Origin of the sequence: Burkholderia metallica, assembly GCF_902832845.1 — a bacterium.
GTDB classification, from domain to species: domain Bacteria; phylum Pseudomonadota; class Gammaproteobacteria; order Burkholderiales; family Burkholderiaceae; genus Burkholderia; species Burkholderia metallica.
The window spans coordinates 24,567-47,194 of record NZ_CADFDB010000016.1 but is presented as its reverse complement, the minus strand read 5'-3'; the positions used below and the strand labels follow the sequence as shown (position 1 = coordinate 47,194).

At 68.6% G+C, this 22,628-nt stretch carries 15 protein-coding genes; 7 read left to right on the top strand and 8 right to left on the bottom strand.

All coding sequences use genetic code 11. The annotated features are described in order from the left end of the window. The first annotated feature begins 51 nt into the window (after positions 1 to 51). Positions 52 to 636: a thioredoxin family protein gene (locus tag HWX08_RS31405; RefSeq protein ID WP_069260738.1), complete on the top strand. Its 585-nt coding sequence runs from the start codon at positions 52 to 54 to the stop codon at positions 634 to 636. A gap of 28 nt (positions 637 to 664) precedes the next feature. On the opposite strand, the gene HWX08_RS31400 is transcribed toward HWX08_RS31405, so the two are convergent. Then, positions 665 to 1,312: an FMN-binding negative transcriptional regulator gene (locus tag HWX08_RS31400; protein WP_174921828.1), complete on the bottom strand. Its 648-nt coding sequence runs from the start codon at positions 1,310 to 1,312 to the stop codon at positions 665 to 667. 122 nt (positions 1,313 to 1,434) lie between these two features. Between HWX08_RS31400 and pdxR the strand changes: the two genes are divergently transcribed. Together pdxR and HWX08_RS31390 are read left to right on the top strand one after the other, a co-directional pair. Further along, positions 1,435 to 2,943 (top strand): MocR-like pyridoxine biosynthesis transcription factor PdxR, encoded by a 1,509-nt coding sequence (gene pdxR / locus HWX08_RS31395; RefSeq protein WP_175806952.1) that lies wholly within the window; start codon positions 1,435 to 1,437, stop codon positions 2,941 to 2,943. 124 nt (positions 2,944 to 3,067) lie between these two features. Continuing rightward, on the top strand, positions 3,068 to 5,305 hold the full coding sequence (locus HWX08_RS31390; RefSeq protein WP_174922763.1) for a penicillin-binding protein 1A: 2,238 nt from the start codon (positions 3,068 to 3,070) through the stop codon (positions 5,303 to 5,305). A gap of 108 nt (positions 5,306 to 5,413) precedes the next feature. Here the strand turns inward: HWX08_RS31390 and add are convergent, their stop codons facing one another. After that, complete coding sequence (gene add, locus HWX08_RS31385; RefSeq protein ID WP_174922762.1) at positions 5,414 to 6,514, bottom strand: adenosine deaminase; 1,101 nt, start codon at positions 6,512 to 6,514, stop codon at positions 5,414 to 5,416. A 47-nt stretch (positions 6,515 to 6,561) separates the two neighbouring features. Continuing rightward, entirely contained in the window at positions 6,562 to 7,911 is a 1,350-nt protein-coding gene (locus HWX08_RS31380) for an NCS2 family permease (protein ID WP_174922761.1), read from the bottom strand. A gap of 95 nt (positions 7,912 to 8,006) precedes the next feature. Here HWX08_RS31380 and HWX08_RS31375 point away from each other — a divergent pair, with 95 nt between their 5' ends. Next, positions 8,007 to 8,918, top strand: coding sequence for a LysR family transcriptional regulator (locus HWX08_RS31375; protein WP_174922760.1), 912 nt, complete (start codon positions 8,007 to 8,009; stop codon positions 8,916 to 8,918). A 34-nt stretch (positions 8,919 to 8,952) separates the two neighbouring features. Here HWX08_RS31375 and HWX08_RS31370 read toward each other — a convergent pair whose 3' ends face one another. From HWX08_RS31370 to HWX08_RS31355, 4 genes are all read right to left on the bottom strand, one after another. Next, positions 8,953 to 10,005, bottom strand: a complete 1,053-nt coding sequence (locus HWX08_RS31370; protein ID WP_174922759.1) for a nucleoside hydrolase — start codon at positions 10,003 to 10,005, stop codon at positions 8,953 to 8,955. A gap of 10 nt (positions 10,006 to 10,015) precedes the next feature. Next, positions 10,016 to 11,128, bottom strand: a complete 1,113-nt coding sequence (locus tag HWX08_RS31365; RefSeq protein WP_107311608.1) for a porin — start codon at positions 11,126 to 11,128, stop codon at positions 10,016 to 10,018. Positions 11,129 to 11,335: 207 nt separating this feature from the next. After that, entirely contained in the window at positions 11,336 to 12,658 is a 1,323-nt protein-coding gene (locus tag HWX08_RS31360; RefSeq protein ID WP_174922758.1) for a hypothetical protein, read from the bottom strand. 406 nt (positions 12,659 to 13,064) lie between these two features. Then, entirely contained in the window at positions 13,065 to 14,486 is a 1,422-nt protein-coding gene (locus tag HWX08_RS31355; RefSeq protein ID WP_107311610.1) for an MFS transporter, read from the bottom strand. 434 nt (positions 14,487 to 14,920) lie between these two features. Between HWX08_RS31355 and HWX08_RS31350 the strand changes: the two genes are divergently transcribed. Next, entirely contained in the window at positions 14,921 to 17,368 is a 2,448-nt protein-coding gene (locus HWX08_RS31350) for a DUF3772 domain-containing protein (RefSeq protein WP_174922757.1), read from the top strand. 105 nt (positions 17,369 to 17,473) lie between these two features. Here the strand turns inward: HWX08_RS31350 and amaB are convergent, their stop codons facing one another. Next, positions 17,474 to 18,985 carry an L-piperidine-6-carboxylate dehydrogenase gene (gene amaB, locus HWX08_RS31345; protein ID WP_107311613.1) on the bottom strand — a complete coding sequence of 504 codons (1,512 nt, stop codon included), beginning with the start codon at positions 18,983 to 18,985 and terminating at the stop codon, positions 17,474 to 17,476. A 591-nt stretch (positions 18,986 to 19,576) separates the two neighbouring features. On the opposite strand from amaB, the gene HWX08_RS31340 reads away from it, so the two are divergent. Together HWX08_RS31340 and HWX08_RS31335 are read left to right on the top strand one after the other, a co-directional pair. After that, the gene (locus HWX08_RS31340) at positions 19,577 to 21,157 is read left to right on the top strand and encodes an amino acid permease (protein ID WP_174922756.1); all 1,581 of its coding nucleotides are present in this window, start codon (positions 19,577 to 19,579) and stop codon (positions 21,155 to 21,157) included. 145 nt (positions 21,158 to 21,302) lie between these two features. Further along, complete coding sequence (locus HWX08_RS31335; protein WP_174922755.1) at positions 21,303 to 22,571, top strand: NAD(P)/FAD-dependent oxidoreductase; 1,269 nt, start codon at positions 21,303 to 21,305, stop codon at positions 22,569 to 22,571. The last annotated feature ends 57 nt before the right edge of the window (positions 22,572 to 22,628 follow it).

Below are 22,628 nucleotides of genomic sequence, written 5' to 3'. Positions count from 1 at the left end.
ACCCGTCCGGCCGCCGCCCTCGCGCGGCGGCCTCCCGCTCAGGAGAACACCATGCTGCCCCGCCTCAAGACCGCCGCCGTCATCATCGCCCTTGCCGCCACGGCCGGGCTCGCCGCCTTCGCGGGCACCCGCGACGACGCGGCCACCATGCCGGCCTCGCAGGCCGGTACCGCCGCCCCCGATTTCACCGGCATCGACCGCTGGCACAACAGCGCGCCGCTCACGCTCGGCCAGTTGCGCGGCAAGGTCGTGCTCGTCGATTTCTGGACGTACTCGTGCATCAACTGCATTCATACGATTCCGTACGTGAAGGAATGGGACCGGAAGTATCGCGACCAGGGGCTCGTCGTGGTCGGCGTGCACACGCCCGAATATCCGTTCGAGCGCGACGCGGGCAACGTCGCCGACGCGATCAAGCGCTTCGGCATCCGGTATCCGGTCGCGCAGGACAACCGCTACGACACGTGGCGCGCGTACGGCAACCAGTACTGGCCCGCGCTGTACCTGATCGATGCGAACGGCAAGGTCGTCTATACGCGTTATGGCGAAGGCGGGTACGACAAGACCGAGGCGGCGATTCGCGGTGCGCTCGCGCAGGCCGGTGAAGGCGCGAACGGAGCGACGCGCACGCAGTAAGCTGCGCGGGCGCGCGCAGCGGGGGCGCTCACCCGCGCTTCGCGTCGGCTGCGTCGGCCGCATCGATCATCGCTTCGCCGATCGCCAGGTTGCCGTTCGCGACCAGCGCTTCGCCGGCGCCGCGGATATCGGCCGCCGCCTTGTTCTGCGACAGCTTGCGCTTGCCGACGAGCCGCGTGATCTCGATCTGCAGCCCGACGATCGACTGCAGCATCACGTCGAGATAATCCTTCGGCGCGTCGCCCATCTTCCACGGCACCGGCTGCGACGCCTCGTGCGTGCGCGTCAGCCGCGCGACCATGCCGCGCACGAACTTCTCGTCGTCGCGCACCGTGATGCGCCCGTACGCATGCGCGACCAGGTAGTTCCACGTCGGCACCTGCCGGTGCGTCGCGTGCTTGCTCGGGTACCACGTCGGCGAGATGTACGCGTCGCCCGCGCGGAAGATCACGAGCACCTCGTCGCCGTTCGCGACGTCCTGCCAGACCGGATTCGCGCGCGCGACGTGCGCATGCAGCTCGCCGAGCCCGCCGTCGTTCGGCAGCAGTTCGAACGGCAGGTGGTTCGCGTCGAGCCCGCTTGCGCCGTGCGTGATCAGGCTGCCGAACGGATGCCGCACGATCAGCTCGCGCAGTGTGTCAGGGTCGGATTCGTCGAAATGGGCGGGGACGTACATGTCGGCTCCAGGGTCGTGCGGGGTGAGGATGAATCAGGCGCTGGGCCGTCATGCAGCGATTGTGGACCCTAACTGGTTTATGCTGTAGAGCCGATTTGGCACAATTTCAGCAGACCAGAATCATGGCAAGAACGGCCCGGAACAACGACATCCCGTCGCTCGGCACGCTCGATCGCGCGGCCGGCGACCTGAGCCGCCAGCTCGCGCAGGCGCTGCGCGAGGCCGTGCGGCGCGGCGACGTCCGGCCCGGCGACATGCTGCCGTCCACCAGATTACTCGCCACGTCGCTGCAGGTGGCGCGCGGCACCGTCGTCGACGCGTACACGCAACTCGTCGCCGAAGGCTTTCTCGAATCGCGCGGCGGCGCGGGCACCCGGGTCGCGAACGCGCTCGCGGAGGCGTCGCCCGTCCCTGCTCCCGAACCGCCGGCCCGGCGCCGCCCTGCGGCGCGCGCCGGCCTGCCCGAACCGGCCGCCGCCTTCGCCCGCGTCGCCGGCGAATTCCGTCCGCTGCCGGCCACCCCGTTCGCGATCTCGGTGCCGGTCGGCCTCACCGCGCCCGACGACATCTGGCGCCGGCTCGGCAACCGCCTGCGCGCACGCGGCGCCGGCGCGCCGTCCGGCTATGCCGACCCGCGAGGCGCGCTGCCGCTGCGCGAGGCGATCGCCGACTACGTGCGCCGCTCGCGCTCGGTGCGCTGCCATGCCGACCAGATCGTGATCACGAGCGGCACGCAGCAGGGGCTGCATCTCGCGAGCCAGGTGCTGCTCGGCCCGAACGATCAGGCATGGGTCGAGAATCCCGCGTATCGCGGCATCACCGCGCTGCTCGACAGCACCGGGCGGCACGACGCGATGGTGCGGGTGCCCGTCGACGCGGACGGCCTCGACGTCGACGCCGGCATCCGCCTCGCGCCGCATGCGCGCGCCGCGTTCGTCACGCCGTCGCACCAGTACCCGCTCGGCATGCCGCTCAGCATGGCTCGGCGCAATGCGCTGCTCGCGTGGGCGCGGACGCGGCACGCGTGGGTGGTCGAGGACGACTACGACAGCGAGCTGCGCTACGAAGGCCATCCGTTCCCGTCGCTGCAGGGGCTCGATCCCGAGCGCGTGATCTATCTCGGCACGTTCAGCAAGATCCTGTTTCCGTCGCTGAGGCTCGGCTACGTGATCGCGCCCGACGATCTCGTGCCCGCGTTCTGCGGCGCACGCGTGCTGATGGATCGCCATGCGCCGACCGCCGACCAGCACGTGCTGGCCGCGTTCATCGCGGAAGGCCATCTCGATCGCCACATCCGCCGTGTGCGCGGCGTGTATGCGGAGCAGCGCGCGCTGCTGATCGACACGCTCGGCGCGCGGCTGCCGCGCGAGCGCGCGTGGGTGCAGCCGGGCGATCAGGGGATGCACGTCGTGCTGTGGCTCGCGGAAGGAATCGACGATCTCGACGTGGTCGAGCGCGCCGCGCAAGCCGGCGTCGCGGTGCGCGCGGTGTCGCCGATGTTCGCGCCCGGCACGGCCCGCCCGGGGCTCGTGCTGGGCTTCGGCGGATTCGGCCGCGCGCAGATGGAGGCGGCCGCGCAGCGGCTCGCGGACGTCGTTTCGTCGGTGGAATCGCGCCCGCGCGGGCGCTAAAAGGTTGTCGGCGGGCAACAAACGTAATCGTCTGTAAATCCTGCAAGCAAACGGCCGTTTCGGCCGCCGGCGCGCGTGTTCCGTTTGCTAGGATCGCGCGTCTTCCTTCCGCGCCCCTGCCGCCTTGAATCGCTTCGTGCCGTTGCTCCGAAACGCGTGGCTCCGTTGCCGCGCCCGCGTCGCACCGCTCGCCGCCGCCTGCCGCGCCCGCGTGCGCGTGCGCGCGCTGGCCGCCGGCCTGCTGCACCGCCTGCGTCATCCGACCCGCCGCGGCGTCGCGCTGACGCTCGCCGCGATACCGGTGCTGGGCCTGCTGGTGCTGCTCGCGTTCGTCCCGTTCACGCCGAGCATCGGCGACATCCGCAAGGCGCGCATCGACCGCCCCGCGCGCGTGCTGTCGGCCGACGGCCTGCTGATCGCCGAGTTCCGGCCCGTCAACCGCGAATGGGTGCCGCTCAAGCAGATCTCGCCGCACATGGTCGACGCGCTGATCGCGACCGAGGACCACCGCTTCTACGCGCATCACGGCATCGACTGGCGCCGCACGATCGCGGCCGGGCTGCACACGTTCTCCGGCGACCGCCAGGGCGGCTCGACGATCACGCAGCAGCTCGCACGCAACCTGTATCCGGATGAAGTCGGCCGCGCGCCGACGCTCACGCGCAAGGTGAAGGAGCTGATCACCGCGTTCAAGATCGAGGCGGTGTACAGCAAGGACGAGATTCTCGAGACCTACCTGAACACGGTGCCGTTCCTGTACAACGCGTACGGCGTCGAAATGGCCGCGCGCACTTACTTCGGCAAATCGGCCGACCGGCTCGACATCGTCGAAAGCGCGACGCTCGTCGGGATGCTGAAGGGCAACAGCTACTACAACCCGGTGCTGAATCCGGAACGCGCGGTACAGCGGCGCAACATCGTGCTCGGCCGGATGGCGCAGATGCACATGCTGACGCCGCAGCAGCTCGCGAAACTGCGGCGCCAGCCGCTGCGCGTCGACTTCGAGCCGCAGACGGGGCAGCCCGGCCTCGCGCCGCACTTCGCGGTGCAGTTGCGCAAATGGCTGATCGCGTGGGCCGATCGCAACAACTACGACCTGTACTCGGACGGCCTCGTCGTGCGCACGACGCTCGACGCGCGGCTGCAGGACATGGCCACGCAGGCGCTGACGCGGCAGACCGAACGGCTGCAGGCGATCGCCGACGGCGCGTGGCGCGGCCCGTCCGGCTGCGGGCTGCGCAACGACCTGTTCCGCGGCTTCATCCGCCAGACGCCCGACTATCGGCAGGCCCGCGACACCGGCCTTGCCGACGTCGCGGCGCTGAAGCAGCTCGGCGCCAATCGGGAATTCATGCGCACGCTGTGCGCGCGCAAGACGCAGGTGCAGGCCGGCTTCGTCGCGATCGATCCGCGCAACGGCGCGATCCGCGCATGGGTCGGCAGCCCCGATTTCGACAGCGAGCCGTTCGATCACGTCGCGCAGGCACGGCGTCAGCCCGGCTCGACGTTCAAGCCGTTCGTCTATGGCGCCGCGTTCGCGGACGGCATGCGCCCGGGCGATACGTTCGTCGACCGCCCCGTCGCGATTCCGATCGACGGTCGTGCGGTGTGGCGCCCGACCGATGCCGAGCCGCCGACCGACGAGCCGATGACGCTGCGCGACGCGCTCGCGCTGTCGCGCAACCGCATCACCGCGCAGGTGATGCAGCACGAAGGCGCCGCGAAGGTCGCGCAGCTCGCCCGTGCGATGGGCGTGCGCGACAGCCCGCTCGACGCGGTACCGTCGCTCGCGCTCGGCACGAGCCCCGTCACGCTGAAGGAGATGGTGTCCGCGTACGGCACGATCGCGAACCGCGGCGTGTACGTCGCGCCGCAGATGATCACGCGCATCGAGGATCGCGACGGCAAGGTGCTCGCCGCGTTCGGCAGCGCACCGCCCGAACGTGCGCTGCCGGCGCCCGCCGCGCAGACGCTGGTCGACGTGATGCGCGACGTCGTCGATCGCGGCACCGGCGCCGACATCCGTTCGCGCTACGGCATTCGCGTCGACGTGGCCGGCAAGACGGGCACGACGCAGGACAACGCGGACGGCTGGTTCATCCTGATGCATCCGCAGCTCGTGGCCGGTGCGTGGGTCGGCTTCGACGACGGCAGCGTGACGCTGCGCAGCGACTACTGGGGCGCGGGCGCGCACAGCGCGCTGCCGATCGTCGGCACGTTCTACGATGCGGCGCTGCGCGCGCGGGCGATCGATCCGCACGCGCAGTTCTCGCCCGACTTCCGGCCGCGCAGCGCGCCCGCGCCGCGACGGCGCACGCAGCAGCATTCGGGCCTGTTCGACTGGCTGCGGTTCTTCCGCTGATCCGCCGGCGGCGATGCCGGTTTCGCGGGCGACACACGCCGGCACCCGAACCTGAACGCGCCGCCGCCGGCCGGTCGATACCCCGGCCGGCGGCAGATACGGTCGCGCTCAGCCCGCCGCGAGCGGCGCGGCCAGCGCATCGAACTCCGATGCCCACGCCGCCCGCCACGCGGCCTTCGTCGTGTCGTCCACCCACGCGCCGTCGATCCCGTTCAGCATGAATTGCTTCAGCTCGGCCACGGCGAAGCCGAAATGGCTGAACATCAGCTCCCACGCCTCGGCCGGATTGACCTTGTGCAGCGTCGGATCGTCGGTGTTCGGATGGATCTTCAGCCCGAGGCCCGGCATCTTGCGCATCGGATGCCGTTCAGCCCACTGCTCCGGCGGCAGCGTGCGCAGGTAGTACGAATTCGTCGGCACGACGGTGAAGACGATCCCGCGCTCCGCATAGCGCGCGCACAGCTCGGGGTTGTCGACGATCGTGTAGCCGTGATCGACGCGATCGACCTGCAGCAGATCGACGGCCGTCTCGACGTTGCGCCACGGCATCCCGAACTCGCCCGCATGCGCGGTCGTGCGAAAACCCGCCGCGCGCGCATCGCGGTACGCCTTCCAGAACAGCTCCGGCGGCCGGTCGTTCTCGCGATAGTCGATACCGAGCCCCGCCACTTCGTCCGCGCGGTTCGCCTTCATCCATTCGACGATCGCGACCGCTTCGTCCGGATCCTGCTCGCGGTCGATGCTCGGAATCAGGCGTGCGCCGATGCCGAAATCGCGTGCCGCATCGCGGATCGCCGTGACGATCGCGGCCTGCGCATCCGCATACGCGATGCCCGATACGCGTACCGTTCCCGTCGGATTCCAGAAGAATTCCGCGTGCCGGACGTTGTGCGCAGCCGCATCCTCCAGATATTCGTACGCGATCCGCCGCAGGTCGTCGGGCTGCGTGAGCAGGTACTTGTCGAGCGCGCGTAGCACGTGCAGCACGCCGACCGGCTTCTCGCCGCGCGCATAGAACGCGTCGATTTCCGCGCGCTCGATCGGCGCGCCGCTGCGCGCCGCGAGCGCGACGAACGTGTCGTGCCGCACCGCGCCCAGCAGGTGGCAATGCAACTCGACCTTCGGCAGCGCGTGGAAGAAGGCCCGATGGGCCGGCGTGATCTCGATGCCCGTGCGCGCGGCCGGGACGTTGCCTGGTGTTGCGTTCATGTCAGTCTCTTTGTTCGGTAGTGCCAATGCATCGCGAAAGCCGTCTCTCAATGCGGCTTCACGACGGTCCAGAAGTAATAGCCGAGCGGCAGCGCGAGCACGACGAGCCCCCACGACACATCGCGCCGGCGGCCGGCCAGCAGCTTGACGAGCACGTAGCACAGCAGCCCGCCCGCGATGCCGGTGCCGAAGCTGTTCGACATCAGCGTGAGCAGCACCATCGACATCACGGGCAGCGCATCGGTGAAGTCGTCGAAATGCGTATGGCGGATCGTCGCGAACATCGACAGCCCGATCAGGATCAGCGCCGGCGCGGTCGCCTCCTTCGGGATCGCGAGCGCGACCGGCACGAACAGCAGCATCGCGGCGAACAGCACGGCCGCGGCCAGCGACGACAGCCCACTGCGGCCGCCGGCCTCGACGCCCGCCGCCGATTCGATCAGCGCGGTGAGCGCCGGAATGCCGAACACGGGCCCGAGCGTCGCGGCGAGCGAATCGACGAGGAACGGCCGGTTGATGTTCGGCAGGTTGCCCTGTTCGTCGAGCAGGTTCGCCTTCGCGCCGACCGCGAGCGCGGTGCCGAGCGTCGAGAAGAATTCCGCCGCGAAGAACGCGAACAGGTACGGCGCGGCCGCGACGCTCAACGCGCTGCCGATGTCGAGCTTGAACGCGATCGGCGCGATGCTGTGCGGCAGCGACACGAACGACTCGGGCAGGTGCGTGACGCCGAGCGGCACGCCGGCCGCGGCCGCGACGAGGATCGCGATCAGGATCGCGCCGGGCACCTTGCGCGCCTGCAGCACGATCGCGACCGCGAGGCCGATCAGCGCAACGAGTGCGCCCGGCCGTGAGAAATCGCCGAGCGCGAACGCGTTGGTCTTCGCGTTCGCGACGACCATCCCCGCGTTGCGCAGCCCGAGCATCGTGACGAACAGCCCGATCGACGCGCCGAGCCCGAGCTTGATCTGCACCGGAATCAGCCGCACCACGACGCCGCGCGCGCCGAGTATCGTCAGCAGGAAGAACAGCACGCCCGACACGCACGCGATGCCGAGGCCCGTCTGCCAGCCGACGTGCTCCGTCGTCGCGAGCGTTACGCCGATGATCACCGAGCCGCCGATACCGGGGCCGACGAGAAACGGCAGGTTCGCGTAGAGCCCCATCAGCGTCGTGAACAGCACGAACACGATGATCGTCGCGGTCGTCGCCGCGCCGCGCGCCATCCCGCCCGTCGCGAGCAGCGACGGAATCACGACGAGCAGGTACGCGGCCGCGAGGAACGACGTGACACCCGCGATCGCCTCGGTGCGCACGGTCGTGCCGCGCGCGGCGAGCGCGAAGCGGCGTTCGAGCCAGTTGGCCGGCGCGCGCGCCGGGATCGTGTCAGTCGCTGACATGGTGGTTCTCCTGTGATTCCGAATATTGTCCTGTGCCGGTTCACGCAGCGCGGTCTTATACTGCCGCGTACCGTATCCCCGACCGTTATTGCCCGATGTCGTCCGACCGTTCGTCGCTGCTGCCCGCGCTCACGCTGCGGCAGGTCCAGCACTTCGTCGTGCTCGCCCACGCACGCAGCTTCACGCAGGCCGCGCAGGCGCTGTCGCTCACGCAGCCCGCGCTCACCGCGTCGATCCGCCAGATCGAATTCCTGCTCGGCGGCCGGCTGTTCTCGCGCTCGGCCCATCGCCTCACGCTCACCACCGCGGGCGAAGCCGTCCTGCCGCTCGCCGAACGCCTGCTCAACCACGCGCGCGGCACCTTCGACGACATGACGCGGCTCATCGGCGAACGCATTCAGACCGTGCGCATCGCGTTCATCCCGTCGGTTGCGGGCCGCCTGCTGCCCGCGCTCAACGCACTGCGCGACGCGCACCCGACGCTGCGCTTCACGCTCACCGACCTGCCGAACAGCGCACTCGTCGAAGCCGTGCGCGACGGCGTCGCGGATCTCGGCATCGGCGTGCGCGAACCCGACAGCGACGACGGCACGCTGCGCTACCGGCAACTGTTCGAGGACGAGATCGTGATCGTCGTGCGGCGCGACGATCCGCTCGCCCGCGCGAAGAGCGTCACGTGGTCGAAGCTCGTCGATCGCGAACTCGCGGTGTTCGTGCGCGGCAGCGTCAGCGAATCGCTGCATCGCACCGGCGGCGCCGAGAAGCTGCGCCTGAACGTCACGTACCGGATGGAATATACGGAGCCGCTCTACGCGCTCGCGCGCAACGGCCTCGCGACCGCCGTGCTGCCGAGCCTCTACACGATGCATCTGCACGATCCCGAACTCGTCGCGCTGCGCGTCGACAAACCGCGCGTCACACGCGCGATCTCGCTGATCTCGCTCGCCGCGGACGATCGCGGCCCGCACGTGCGCGCGTGCCGCGAGTGGATTGCGAAGCACATCTGACGACGTTCGCCGTCTGCAGGCTGACGACTCGCACTCAGGGCAGCTTCGCGATGCGTTCGGCGAGCGTCGCATAGAAGCGGTCCGCGTCGACCTCGTTGATCCACGTCGCGTTCGCCGCGCGGCCGCTGCGCCCGTTCCAGTCGACGACGGTCTCGCCGAGCGTCCACTGCCCGGTCGTCTCGACCATCACGTTGACCTTGCGCCCGCCGAACAACGTCGGATCGACGAGATAGCCGACCGCCGTCGGGTCGTACATCGGCGCGTCTTCAACACCGCGCCGCTTCTTGTTGTACGCCAGCTCGGCATCCATGATGTCCGCGACGATCGCGCCGCAAAGGTTGCCGAGCGCGCGGAACGGCGCGACGCGCGCCGGCGTGATCGGCGCCTTCACCGCGACGTCGCGCGGCAGCACGACGATCGGCACGCCGCTGCCGAACACGACGTCGGCCGCCTGTGGATCGACGTAGATGTTGAACTCGGCGGCCGGCGTGATGTTGCCGCGCTCGAAGAACGCGCCGCCCATCAGCACGATGTCGCGCAGCGCAGCGCGAATCTGCGGCGCTTCGACCAGCGCGGTCGCGAGGTTCGTCAGCGGGCCGAGCGCGCACAGCGTCACGCTGCCTGGCGCCGCGCGGCTCAGCGTGTCGACGAGATACGACACCGCGTGGCCGGCGGCGAGCGGGGCAAGCGGCGCATGCAGCTCGACGCCTTCGAGCCCGGTCTTGCCGTGCACGTTCGCGGCTGTCACGAGGTCGCGCACGAGCGGCCGCGGGCAACCCGCGTAGACCGGCAGCGACTTCGTGCGGCCGGCCCAGTCGCGGATGATCCGCGCGTTGCGTTCGGTCAGCTCGAGCGGCACGTTGCCCGCGACGGCCGTCAGCGCGCGGACGTCGAGCCGGTCCTGCGCGCCCAGCGCGAACAGGATCGCGATGGCGTCGTCCTGCCCCGGGTCGGTATCGATGATCACCGTGCGGCGCGCGGCGTCGCCGCCGGCCGCGAACGCGCCCGTTTCGGGCAGCAGCGCGGTGCCGGCCAGCGCGGCGGACAGTTTCAGGAACGTGCGGCGGGATGCGATCGGATGGGTCATGGCGTGTCGCTCAGAAAACGTGCCGGACGCCGAGCGTCGCCATCATCTGGCGCGTGCCGGTCGAGCGTGCGTACGCGAAGATCTGCGCATGATCCGCGTCGCCGGCCGCCTGCTGCGCGATCACCGTCAGCGCGACGTCGGTGCGTTTCGACAGGAAGTAATCGGCCTGCAGGTTCACCTGGTGCCATTTCGGCCGCTTGTCGATCACGTCGTACTTGCCGTTCGTGAACGCGTACGCGGCGCCGAGAAAGAGCTGCGGCGTCATCGTGTAGACCACGTTCACACCGAGGTTCTGCAGGTGCAGATGCGAATTGTCGAGGTAATCGTAGCGCACGTCGGTAAACATCGCGGCGAACTGCGCGCGGCCGATCGTATAGAAGCCGCCCGTGCCCGCGATCCGCTGCCGGCTCGCGTACGCCGCCGGCGTCATCGCGCTCTTGCTGAAGATCAGCAGCGGCGACGCATAGTCGTTCGCGATCGCGCCGTCCTGGTTCGTCGCGCTGTACGGATGGTTGTATTGCGCGTAGACCGCGCTCCAGCGCAGCGGGCCTTGTTCGTAGCCGAGCCCGAAGCTGTAGGCGCTGTTGTTCGCGAAGCCCGTCGCGTTGCTGAAGCCGTACAGCGCGGTGAACTTCAGGCCGTGGTAGACGGGGCTCACGTACTTCACCGAGTTCTGTACGCGGATGTCGTTGTAGCCGTTGTCGTTGTCGCCGATGTTCACGCCGTTGCTCGCGATGATCACGGGCCCGATGTAGTCGTGGATCGCGTCGTACTGGCGGCCGAACGTCAGCGAGCCGTAGGTGCGGTCGGCCAGGCCCACGTAGGCCATCCGCCCGAATTCGCGGCCGTTCTGCGCGGCCGTGCCCGTCATCACGTTGAAGCCGTTCTCGAGCTGGAAGACCGCGGACAGCCCCTGCCCGAGATCCTCCTTGCCCTTCAGCCCCCAGCGCGGGTTCTGGTTCGTGCCGGACAGCGCCTGCCAGGCGTTCTTGCCGCCCTGGTTGGTCGCGAACCCGACACCGGCCGAGATGAGACCGTACAGCGTGATGCTGCTTTGCGCACAGGCATGCGTCGCGAAGGCGCCGAGCATCGCGAGCGGGGCGAGCTTGTAGAGAGTTTTCATTCGGGTCGTGTGAGCGGTGGTGGTCCAGGCGCGGCAGGGTTCCGCGAAACTGGCCTCGACTATACGAACCCGGATCGGCAAATAAAAGTTTGCTTTTCTTATGTCTCAATAAAACGGATTTATTCTCATCCGTATCGTTCCCCCCGCTCTCGCTCCCACGCGCCTCACCCGCGCACTCCGCACACTCTCGCGGCCGCCGGCCGGCCGTCAGTCCGCCGTGTCGCCGCTCTTCGGCAGCTTCGACCATGCCTTGCGCCCCGACAACGGCGACCACGCCGGGCGGCTCTTGCGCGCGCTGTCGACCACGACCAGGTAGCGGCCCGCGATCGGCGTGATGTCGCGATCGCGGCGCAGCACCCACAGCGACTTGCCGGCCTCGACACGCGCCTGATAGTCGTCGTCGAGCAGGCCGTGCCGGTCGAAGAACGTGTTCAGCGATGCGGGAATCCGCACGCACCCTTTCGAGTGCCGGATGCCGAGCAGCGCTTCGAGTCGATCGGGGTCGGTCGCATGCATCTGGAAGCGCATCGGCGATACGCCGCCCTTGCCCCAGCCGCGCTCGCCGTCCACCCAGCCGAAATCGTAGATGCGCATGTCGCGGTGCCCGTAGCCGCGGATGCCGTTCTCGTTCGTCGTGCCTTCCGCGCGGAAATCCATGTTGTCGGGCGAGTGATGGAACACGCCGAGCGGCGTCAGGAAATGGTCGTACTGGCCCGGCAGCCCGGTGCCGACCGGCGATGCGCCGATCATCATCCACGCGTTGGCCGGCGTTGCGCGGAAGTAGATGAACAGCGCCTGCACGTTCGGCGCGCGGTCGACCATCGCGACGTATTCGCCGGCGAGGTCGCCGAGATCCGCAGCGGCGAGCGCCTTCTGGAGCCGCTCGCCGTACGCGCGCTGGTCGCCGACCGGCACGTTCAGGCGCCGCGTGACTTCCTGCGAGAAACGCTTGCGCATGTCGATCGCGCGCGCGGTCGCGTTTTTCGCTTCTTCGGCCGACAGCGGCGGATGGCGCCGCGGCGGGGTGGGTGCGGGAGGCTCGGCCTCGCTGGCGGCGGTGGCGGATGCGGCCGACGCGGGCGCTGCGCTGGATGCGCTGGATGCGCTGGATGCGCTGGATGCGCCGGAAGTGCCGGATGCGCCGGATGCAGCCGATGCGCCCGAGGCCGCGCTGGCAGGCTCGGCACGATGTGCTTGCGACGACGCAGGTGCAGGCTGCGCGGCCGACGCCCCCGATGCACCGGACGATGCGTGTGCGGCCGACGCCGAATGCGCACGAGAAGCCGCCGACGCGGGCGGCGTAGCTGATGAGGATGACGTAGCAATGGACGGCGAAGCGTCGGACGCGGCAAAGGCCGGCTGCACGGCAAGAACGGAAATCGGCAGCGCGGCGGCGAGCCACGCGGACGCGGCAACTGCGCGGGCAAGACGGCGCGGCTTCGCAAACGGCCGCGTCAGGCTGAAAAGAATCATGAATTCGAAGCCATCGGCCGATCCGGCCGCCGCATGCTGCTGTTGCGAGCGGCGCATCTTCCGCGCGAGCTATCGACACATCCGGCGCACTCTGTGCGCCCGGCGCCGACGCCTCTTTGCGGGGAGCCGTTCGCTGCTGTAACGCGTACGGTCCGATGGTAGCTAATGAGTCGTCAGGCCCTTCATTTTACGCCCCGTCGCACGATTGCGCAGCGGCAAAACCGCGGTTTCGCGGCGGAATTGCGCTTCGTCACGCTTTGTTTCAACTCGTTGCTTCCTGCGTTTTCGGAACGTGGCAGGCTTGATCGCTGGACGTTCCGGACCGACAAAAGACGGCTTTTTCCAATAACTTCGGATACCGTATTATTTGAGGCAAACCGTCCTCGCAACACACGTGATTCACAACGCCACCGCATCGCACGCATGCCGCACGAACCGTGCGCCACGCGTGCACAACTCCCACTTACTTCGAGATGGTTTCGAGCGCGATGCCTTTCGTGCGCGGCCCCATCAATCCAATCGCGGCCATCACGATCACCATCGCGCCCGCGATGAACGCGAACACGCCCAGCGTGCCGAAGCCCTTCAGCACGGCCGCGATCACGAACGACGAGAAGATCGCCGAGAAGCGGCTCCACGAATAGACGAAGCCGACTGCCCGTGCGCGGATCGACGTCGGGAACAGCTCGGCCTGATACGCGTGGAAGCTGTACGACATGATGTTGCTCGCGAGCGTGAGGCCGATTCCGAGCACGATCAGGAATGCGCCGACCGTCGTCTGGCTGAACAGCAGGCCGCAGACGACGATCGCCGCCGCCATCGCGACGATCACCGACTTGCGCTCGAAGCGGTCCGCGATCACGAGGCCGATCAGCGGGCCGATCGGCGCGGCGAGTGCGATCACGCTCGAATACATCAGGCTCGACGTGATCGTGATGCCCTGCTTGATCAGCAGCGTCGGCACCCAGTTCGCGAAGCCGTAGAAGCCGACCGTCTGGAACACGTTGAAGATCGTCATCATGATCGTGCGGTTGCGATACGGCTGCACCCACATGTCGCGGAAGCTGCCGCGCGGCGGCACGGGCTCGGCGGGCGCGGGCGGCGGCAGCGGCCGGCCGTATTCGGCTTCGACCTTCGCCTCGAGCGCGCGCATGATGCGGTCGGCTTCGTCCACCCGCCCCTGCTGCGCGAGCCAGCGCGGGCTTTCCGGCAGTTCACGGCGAATCCACCACACGAACAGCGCGCCGTGCGCGCCGATCAGCACGACCCAGCGCCAGCCGTCGAGGCCGAACGGTGCATTCGGCACCAGCAGGTACGCGAGGAACGCGACCACCGGCACCGCGACGAAGCCGACTGCCTGCTCGCACGCGAATGCGCGGCCGCGAATCTGCTTCGGCACGAGTTCGGAGATGTACGTGCCGATCGTCACCATCTCGACGCCGAGGCCGAGACCGACGACGAAGCGCCAGAAGTTCAGACCGGCGGCGGTGTCCTGGAACGCCATCACGACGTTGGCCGCCGTGTACCACAGCAGCGACCACGTGAAGATCGCGCGGCGGCCGAAGCGGTCGGCGAGGAAGCCGCATGCGATCGTGCCGATGAAGAGCCCCGAGAACAGCGCGGCGATGAAGCTCGCGACGCCCGTGGTGCCGAACAGGCCGTGCGTCGTCGCGGAGAGGATCCCGCCTTTCACGAGGCCGGGGGCCACGTAGCCGCTGTAGAGCAGGTCGTAGAGTTCGAAGAAGAAGCCGAGGCTCAGCAGGACGACGAGCTTCCACACGGTGCGCGTGGGCGGCAGGCGGTCGAGGCGGGCCGAGATGGAGCCGGGGTCGATGGAGGGGGATGAGGCAGGTGCCTGCCGTGGAAGGCTGTCCGTTGAGGCCATCTTGCGCGCGTCTCCTGATCGTGTCGTATGTTGTTGTCCGGCGACCGTCGAGCCGCCGTCGGGCGAATCGCTGCATTGTACCGGCCCGCCCGGCCTGCGCGGATGCGAGCCGCCCCCGATATCCGGCACGCGACACGACGAACACCCGTTTTCGCACCGGACGATATGTAACTTGCGTAACCGTCTGTCGGCAAGGGAACGGGGATCATGACGGCCATCCGTCACCGTCCGTCCCGTTGCGCCGGTGCCGCCGCCCCGACGGACCGGGCGCGACACGCGATTTCGCGCGGCCGCAACGCATCGGAATCGTCGCAAACGGCGGACGCAATCGGGACAACCACGTCCCCCGCGCCCCGGTAACATGCTACCGGGCCAACCACCGGCTTCCGGGCGCCTTTCGGCGACCGGGACTGTCGGCAAATCGTAAGCATTCCATGTCCATACAACGACTCTCCTTTTACGCCCGCCGGGTCGCGTTGGTCGCGCTGCTGCAGTTCGCGGCGATCGCGACCGCGTCGGCGTTTCCGGCGGCCGCCTCGGCACCGATCGCGAGCGGTGTCGGCGCGCCCGTGCCGGCCATCTCGCTGAACGACGCCGTCGCGCAGCTCAAGCAGATGCAGGCCGAACTGGACCGCATCAAGCAGCAGACCTCGACCGCGTCCAACAGCAAGGAGCTGGACGCGCTCGGCGACTCGACGCAGGAGCTGGGCGCCGACGTCGACAAGCTGCAGAGCGAACTCGTTCCGCAACGTGCGCAGATCCAGGGGCAACTCGACGTGCTGGGCCCGGCCCCGGCCGATGGCGCCGCGCCGGAAGCGCCGGCCGTCGCGAAGCAGCGGGCCACGCTGAACGCGCGCAAGACGCAGATCGATGCCGCGCTGAAGCAGATCGCCGACCAGAAGACCAGCCTCACGAATCTGAACGAGCAGTTCGCGAAGCTGCATCGCGGCCTGCTGAAGAACCAGCTTGCGTTCCGTTCGGGCGGCATTTTCAGCGCGCAGTTCTGGCTGCCGCTGTTCCATCTTTCGCCAGACGACGCCCAGCGGCTCGGGGACTTCGACGACGAAATGCTCGACATGCTGCATTCGTCGTGGGTGCCTGGACAAAAAGCCATCACCGTGCTGCTGCTGATCGCCGCGTTCACGGCGTGGACCGGCGGCCGCCGGGCCATCGAGCACGCGCTCGCGTGGTTCTGCATGAACCGGCTGCCGGCCACCCGCTTGCGCCGCAGCGCGCTGGCGCTGTCGACCGCGCTGTCGACATTGCTGGCAACCGCCCTCGCCGTCCAGATCTTTTACCTCGCCGTCGCGCGCCATTACGAGCTCACGCCGGCGCTGAGCGATCTGTGGGACCAGATCGCGAAGCTCGCGACGACCTGCGCACTGATCGGCGGGCTCGGCCGCGCACTGCTCTGCACCCGGCATCCGTCGTGGCGCCTGCCCGCGATCGCCGATCCCGTCGCGCGCGCGATGAAGCCGTTCCCCAGCATCCTGGCCGCGCTGCTGATGATGTCCGGCACGCTCGAATCGATCAACCGGATCGTCGACACCAGCCTGTCGGTCACGCTGTTCGGCCGCGGTATCGTGTCGCTCGTCGTCGCGCTGACGGTCGGCGCGTCGCTGCTGCGCTCGAACCGCGCGCGCAGCGTGCTGGCGGCGGCCGGCGAGGCGCCCGAGCAGCGTTCGACGCTCGCCGGGCTGATCCATGCCGGCGTCACGCTGGCGATCGTCGCGTCGCTGATCGCACTCGTGATCGGCTACATCACGGTCGCGCGCTTCATCACCTACGAGCTCGTGTGGTTCGAGATCGTGCTGTGCGCCACCTACATCCTGATCCAGTTGACGCGCGACGCGAGCGAAAGCCTGTTCTCGCCGAGCCTGTCGACGGGCCAGCAGATCAAGCACCTGTTCGCGCTCGAAGACCGTCATCTCGACCAGGCCCGCACGGTGCTGTCCGGCTTCGGCACGAGCCTGCTGATGCTGATCGCGGCCATCGCACTGGTGACGGGCGGCTTCGGCACGACGCCGAGCGACCTGCTCGACAGCGCGATCGCGATGATCGGCAGCCAGCGACTGCAGAGCCTGAACATCATGCCCGACCGGATCATGAACGCGGGAATCGGGTTCGCGATCGGCTTCTACCTGCTGCGCTCGCTGCGCCGCTGGCTCGACGGCGAGTTCATGCCCGCGCTCGGCATGGATACGGGCATGCGCGTGTCGCTGATCACGCTGTTCACCAACGTCGGCTACGTGCTGCTCGTGCTGATGACGCTCGGGCTGCTCGGCGTCCGGTGGAACAACCTCGCGTGGATCGTCAGTGCGTTGTCGGTGGGTATCGGCTTCGGCCTGCAGGAGATCGTGAAGAACTTCGTGTCGGGGCTGATCCTGCTGACCGAGCGCCCGGTGAAGGTGGGCGACATGATCAGCATCGCGGGCGTCGAAGGCGACATTCGCCGCATCAACGTGCGCGCGACCGAAATCCAGCTCAGCGACCGCTCGACCGTGATCGTGCCGAACTCGCAACTGATCTCGCAGAACCTGCGCAACGTGACGATGGGCAACAGCACGCAGGGCGTCGCGACACTGGTGCTGACGTTCCCGCTGAACACCGACCCCGAGCAGGTGCGCGACCTGCTGCTCGATGCGTATCGCGAGCACCCGGCGATTCTCGAGAAACCGGCGCCGTCGGTGACGTTCAGCCAGCTCACGCCGGACGGCATCACGCTCAGCGTGACGGGCTACGTATCGAGCCCGCGGATCGCGAGTTCGACGAAGAGCGACCTGCTGTTCGAGATCCTGAAGCAGTTGCGCGCGGCGGAGATCACGCTGTCGAGCCCGCAGATGCTGGTGGTGCAGAACATGCCGACGGCGGGAGACGCATGACGCGGCTCGCGCGCTTGCCGTCGCGCGGATGAACGAAGGGCCGGCGCCGCAACGCGGCAGCCGGCCCTTTCTGCCTATACGCAGCGCCCGTCCGGGCGCCCCGTATCAAACATCGAACTTCACCCCCTGCGCCAGCGGCAGTTGCCGGCTGTAGTTGATCGTATTCGTCGCGCGACGCATATACGCCTTCCACGCATCCGAACCCGACTCGCGGCCGCCGCCGGTTTCCTTCTCGCCGCCGAACGCGCCACCGATTTCCGCCCCGCTCGTGCCGATGTTCACGTTGACGATCCCGCAATCGCTGCCCGCCGCCGACATGAACTGCTCGGCCTCGCGCATGTCGTTCGTGAAGATCGCCGACGACAGCCCTTGCGGCACCGCGTTGTGCAGTTCGATCGCATCGTCGAAGTTGTCGTAGATCATCACGTACAGGATCGGCGCGAACGTCTCGCGCTCGACCACCGCCGATTGCTTCGGCATCCGCACGATCGCCGGACGCACGTAGTACGCATCCGCATGACCGACGTCGACGCGCTCGCCGCCCTTCACTTCGCCGCCCTGCTCGCGTGCATCGGCCAGTGCCTTCTGCATCGCGTCGAACGACGCGCGATCGACCAGCGGGCCGACCAGCGTGCCTTCTTCCAGCGGATTACCGACCTTCACCGACGCATAGGCCTTCTCGATGCGCGGCAGCAGTTGTTCGACCAGGCTGCGATGCACGATCAGGCGGCGCAGCGTCGTGCAGCGCTGGCCGGCCGTGCCGACCGCCGCGAACGTGACCGCGCGCACGACGAGATCCAGATCCGCGCTCGGCGCGACGATCATCCCGTTGTTGCCGCCGAGTTCGAGGATGCCGCGCGCAAGACGCTGGCTCAGCACCTTCGCGACTTCCTGGCCCATCCGCACGCTGCCCGTCGCGCTGACGACCGGCACCTTCTTCGATGCGGTCAGCACCTCGCCGACATCGCGCATGCCGAGCACCAGCTGGCTCAGCCCTTCCGGCGCGACGCCCGGATGCGTCTTCTCGAACTCGCGCAGCGCCTTCCCGAGCAGCACGTGGCACGCGATCGCGGTGAGCGGCGTCTTCTCCGACGGCTTCCACACGACCGAATCGCCGCACACGAATGCGAGCGCCGCGTTCCACGCCCACACGGCGACCGGGAAGTTGAACGCCGAAATCACGCCGCACACGCCGATCGGGTGCCACGTTTCCATCATCCGGTGGCCCGGGCGCTCGGACGCGATCGTCAGGCCGTAGAGCTGACGCGACAGACCGACCGCGAAATCGCAGATGTCGATCATTTCCTGTACTTCGCCGAGCCCTTCCGACGTGATCTTGCCGGCTTCGAGCGTGACGAGGCGGCCCAGTTCGGCCTTGTGCTCGCGCAGCACGTTACCGAACACGCGCACGAACTCGCCGCGCACCGGCGCCGGCACCGTGCGCCACTTGAGGAATGCGTCGTGCGCGGCGTCGATCTTGCGCTCGGCGTCGGCGGGCGTGTCGACGGCCAGCGTCGCGAGCGTCGCGCCGTCGAGCGGCGAACGCGCGGTCAGCGCATTGCCTTTCCACTGGGCGAGATCGATATCGAGCGCGGCAAGAATGTCGTTGAATTGCATCACTTCCTCTTCAGGGACAGATTGATCGGTGCGGCGGCAACGCCGCCCGCGTGATTCGATTGGAGCGCGTTCGCGCGCCCTGTGCAAGCGGATGCACCGCGCGGCAGGCCCGGCCGCACGGCGCGCTCCCGCCTCGCAAGGCACGATCCATGAAACACATTGTCGGTGGCCACAAGTCGGGCCGCTATTGATATTAACTCACCACTTCATTCCGAAAACGCAACAACTCCGCAGATCGGACCGACCGGGTTCCGCGTCGATATCGGACCTCTCCCAAGCCCACGGACGGGCCATCGGACGCGTCGCGACGCGACGCAAGTTGATGACAAAGTGGCATCACCCTGTGCGGAAATATCGTTTGCTGGCCAGTGTATCCGGCACCCACAATCGTCGCGACGTCGAGGTGCAATGCACCCGGCGCGCCGCCGGCCGCCATGACGGCAGCCCGACGACAGACGAACGCGACACGCATCGCGGCCCGGTTCATCCGGCCCGTTCCGGCATCGCATCACCGCTGCCCGGCCGGCGGCCGGCAACGCGTCGCGCGTCGTCACCGAAAAACAATCCCGGAGACAGCGCCCAGCGCCCGCCATGCATTCAGATGCCCGCCCCGATTCACCCCGTCCGTCCGGCTCGCCGCCCGCGAAGCCGTCCCTTCACCGTGCGCTGCAGGCGCGCCATCTGCGGATGATCGCGATCGGCGGCTCGATCGGCACGGGCCTGTTCGTCGCGTCCGGCGCGTCGATCTCGCAGGCCGGCCCCGGCGGCGCGATGCTTGCGTACATGGTGATCGGCCTGATGGTCTATTTCGTGATGACGAGCCTCGGCGAAATGGCCGCGTTCATGCCGGTGTCGGGCTCGTTCGCGACCTACGGCGCGAAATACGTGGACGAAGGCTTCGGCTTCGCGCTTGGCTGGAACTACTGGTACAGCTGGGCCGTCACGCTCGCGGTGGAGCTGGTCGCCGCGCAGCTCGTGATGCACTACTGGTTCCCGCACGTGCCGGGGGTCTGGTGGAGCGCGCTGTTCCTCACGTTGATCTTCGCGCTCAACGCGCTGTCGGTGCGCGGCTTCGGCGAGGCCGAATACTGGTTCGCGCTGATCAAGGTGCTGACGGTGCTCGCGTTCGTCGGCGTGGGCCTGCTGATGATCTTCGGAATCATGCAGGGCGGCCCGAGCGCCGGCTGGAGCAACTTCACGATCGGCGACGCGCCGTTCGCCGGCGGCTGGGCAACGATGCTCGGCGTCGCGATGATCGCGGGCTTCTCGTTCCAGGGCACCGAAATGATCGGCGTCGCGGCCGGCGAATCGGAAAACCCGCGCACGACGATTCCGCGCGCGGTGAGCCAGATCTTCTGGCGCATCCTGCTGTTCTACGTGCTGGCGATCTTCGTGATCGGCGTGCTGATTCCCTATACCGACCCGAGCCTGCTGAAGAGCGACGTGACCGACATCGGCGTGAGTCCGTTTACGCTCGTGTTCCGCCACGCGGGTCTGGCATTCGCGGCCGGCGTGATGAACGCGGTGATCCTGACGGCCGTGCTGTCGGCCGGCAACTCGGGCATGTATGCGTCCACGCGGATGCTCTACAACCTCGCGGTCGAAGGCCGCGCGCCGAGGATCTTCGCGAAGCTGTCGCGCGGCGGCGTGCCGCGCAACGCGCTGTATGCGACGACGGCCGTCGGCGCGTTGTGCTTCCTCACGTCGCTGTACGGCGACAAGACGGTTTACCTGTGGCTGCTGAACACGTCGGGCATGGCCGGCTTCATCACCTGGCTCGGCATCGCGGTGAGCCACTACCGGTTCCGCAAGGGGTTCCTGAAGCAAGGCTACTCGCTCGACCAGTTGCCGTACCGGTCGAAGTGGTTCCCGTTCGGCCCGCTGTTCGCGTTCGCGCTGTGCGCGGTCGTCGCGCTCGGCCAGGATTACCAGGCGTTCCTCTCCGACAAGGTCGACTGGGCCGCCGTCGCCGCGACCTACATCGGCCTGCCGTTCTTCGTCGCGATCTGGCTCGGCTACGCGCTCGTGCGCAAATGCCGCCTGGTGCGCTACGAAGACATGGAAATCGCGCCGTGGATCGAACGCAACGTCGCCCCCGACACCGCACCGAAAACCGATGCCGGCTACGCGGGCTACGTCGCCCGCCCGGCCAACCCGACGCCGGGCGCCTGACCGCCCGGCTCGGTCCGCATCGCACCCGCCGCCGCCGCCCCTGGCGCGGCGGCCTGCGCCAGCCACCCATTCGACGCGGCGCGCGCGTTCAGGCAAGATCGACGCGCGCCGCCTGTTTTCCGCCGTCACGAGTCAACGAAATCGCATGCAGAACTTCTACGAAGCCACCGTTACCCGCCAGCCCTACCCGCAACTGACCGGCACGATCGACACGCAGGTCTGCATCGTCGGCGGCGGCCTCGCCGGCCTGTGCACGGCGCTCGGCCTCGTCGAGCGCGGCGTGCAGGACGTCGTCGTGCTCGACGGCGAACGGGTCGGCTTCGGCGCATCGGGCCGCAACGGCGGCTTCGTGTTCGGCGGCTACAGCCTCGACAATGCCGACCTGCTGCGCACGCTCGGCCGCGACGAAGGGCGCCGGCTGTACCGGCTCACCGTCGATGCGGTCGACCTGATCCGCACGCGGATCGCGCGCTACGGCATCGACTGCGACATCGTCGACCAGGGCGTGATGCTCGCGAACTGGTTCGACGATCCTTCCCGGCTCGACGGCGTGCGCACGCTGATGAAGGACGAACTCGGCGTCGACTGGGAACCCGTTTCGACGGACGCGCTGCGCCAGCGGCTGAAGACGCAGCGCTATTACGGCGGCCTGTTCGAGCCGAACGCGTTCCACTTCCATCCGCTCAAGTACGTGCTCGGCGTCGCGGCGGCCGCGTCGCGCGGCGGTGCGCGCGTGTACGAACGCTCGGCCGCGCTCGGCATCGCGCGCGAAGGCGCCGGGTACGTCGTGCGCACCGCGCAGGGCACGGTCCGCGCGAAGGACGTCGTGTTCGCCGGCGGCGGCTATGCACGCGGCGTGTCGCCGCGCATCGAGCGCGCGGTGCTGCCGATCGCGACCTACGTGATCGCGACCGAGCCGCTCGGCGCGCGCCTGCCCGACGCGATCGACGCGCCGTACGCGATCTACGACACGCGTTTCGCGTTCGACTATTACCGCCCGCTGAAGGACACGCGGATCCTGTGGGGCGGCCGGATCTCGGTGCTCGACCGCGGCCCCGACGCGATCGCCCGGCTGCTGCGCCGCGACCTGCTGCGCGTGTATCCCCAACTCGACGACGTGAAGGTCGACTACGCGTGGGGCGGGCTGATGAGCTACGCGCGGCACAAGATGCCGCAGATCGGCCGCGACGCGGACGGCGTGTGGCACGCGATCGCGTTCGGCGGCCACGGCATGGCGCCGACCACGGTGGCCGGCGAAGCGCTCGCGGCCGCGCTGGCCGAAGGCCGGCCGGTGCCGGAAGGCTTCAACGCGTTCGGGCTCACGCGCACGTTCGGGCTGGCGGGCCTCGCCGCCGCGCAGCTCACGTACACGGCATACCAGGCCCGCGACGCGCTCGCGTCCTGCCGCCGCTGAGCGGCGGCCACGGCGGCCGAAACGGCCCCGACGATTAGAGCGCGAGGTCGGCCGGGC

What these genes read in the sequence shown, in the direction of transcription:
- HWX08_RS31405 (WP_069260738.1), top strand. Translation starts at nt 52, where the DNA reads ATGCTGCCCCGCCTCAAGACCGCCGCCGTCATCATCGCCCTTGCCGCC.
- HWX08_RS31400 (WP_174921828.1), bottom strand. Translation starts at nt 1,312, where the DNA reads ATGTACGTCCCCGCCCATTTCGACGAATCCGACCCTGACACACTGCGC.
- pdxR (WP_175806952.1), top strand. Translation starts at nt 1,435, where the DNA reads ATGGCAAGAACGGCCCGGAACAACGACATCCCGTCGCTCGGCACGCTC.
- add (WP_174922762.1), bottom strand. Translation starts at nt 6,514, where the DNA reads ATGAACGCAACACCAGGCAACGTCCCGGCCGCGCGCACGGGCATCGAG.
- HWX08_RS31380 (WP_174922761.1), bottom strand. Translation starts at nt 7,911, where the DNA reads ATGTCAGCGACTGACACGATCCCGGCGCGCGCGCCGGCCAACTGGCTC.
- HWX08_RS31375 (WP_174922760.1), top strand. Translation starts at nt 8,007, where the DNA reads ATGTCGTCCGACCGTTCGTCGCTGCTGCCCGCGCTCACGCTGCGGCAG.
- HWX08_RS31370 (WP_174922759.1), bottom strand. Translation starts at nt 10,005, where the DNA reads ATGACCCATCCGATCGCATCCCGCCGCACGTTCCTGAAACTGTCCGCC.
- HWX08_RS31365 (WP_107311608.1), bottom strand. Translation starts at nt 11,128, where the DNA reads ATGAAAACTCTCTACAAGCTCGCCCCGCTCGCGATGCTCGGCGCCTTC.
- HWX08_RS31360 (WP_174922758.1), bottom strand. Translation starts at nt 12,658, where the DNA reads ATGCGCCGCTCGCAACAGCAGCATGCGGCGGCCGGATCGGCCGATGGC.
- HWX08_RS31355 (WP_107311610.1), bottom strand. Translation starts at nt 14,486, where the DNA reads ATGGCCTCAACGGACAGCCTTCCACGGCAGGCACCTGCCTCATCCCCC.
- HWX08_RS31350 (WP_174922757.1), top strand. Translation starts at nt 14,921, where the DNA reads ATGTCCATACAACGACTCTCCTTTTACGCCCGCCGGGTCGCGTTGGTC.
- amaB (WP_107311613.1), bottom strand. Translation starts at nt 18,985, where the DNA reads ATGCAATTCAACGACATTCTTGCCGCGCTCGATATCGATCTCGCCCAG.
- HWX08_RS31340 (WP_174922756.1), top strand. Translation starts at nt 19,577, where the DNA reads ATGCATTCAGATGCCCGCCCCGATTCACCCCGTCCGTCCGGCTCGCCG.
- HWX08_RS31335 (WP_174922755.1), top strand. Translation starts at nt 21,303, where the DNA reads ATGCAGAACTTCTACGAAGCCACCGTTACCCGCCAGCCCTACCCGCAA.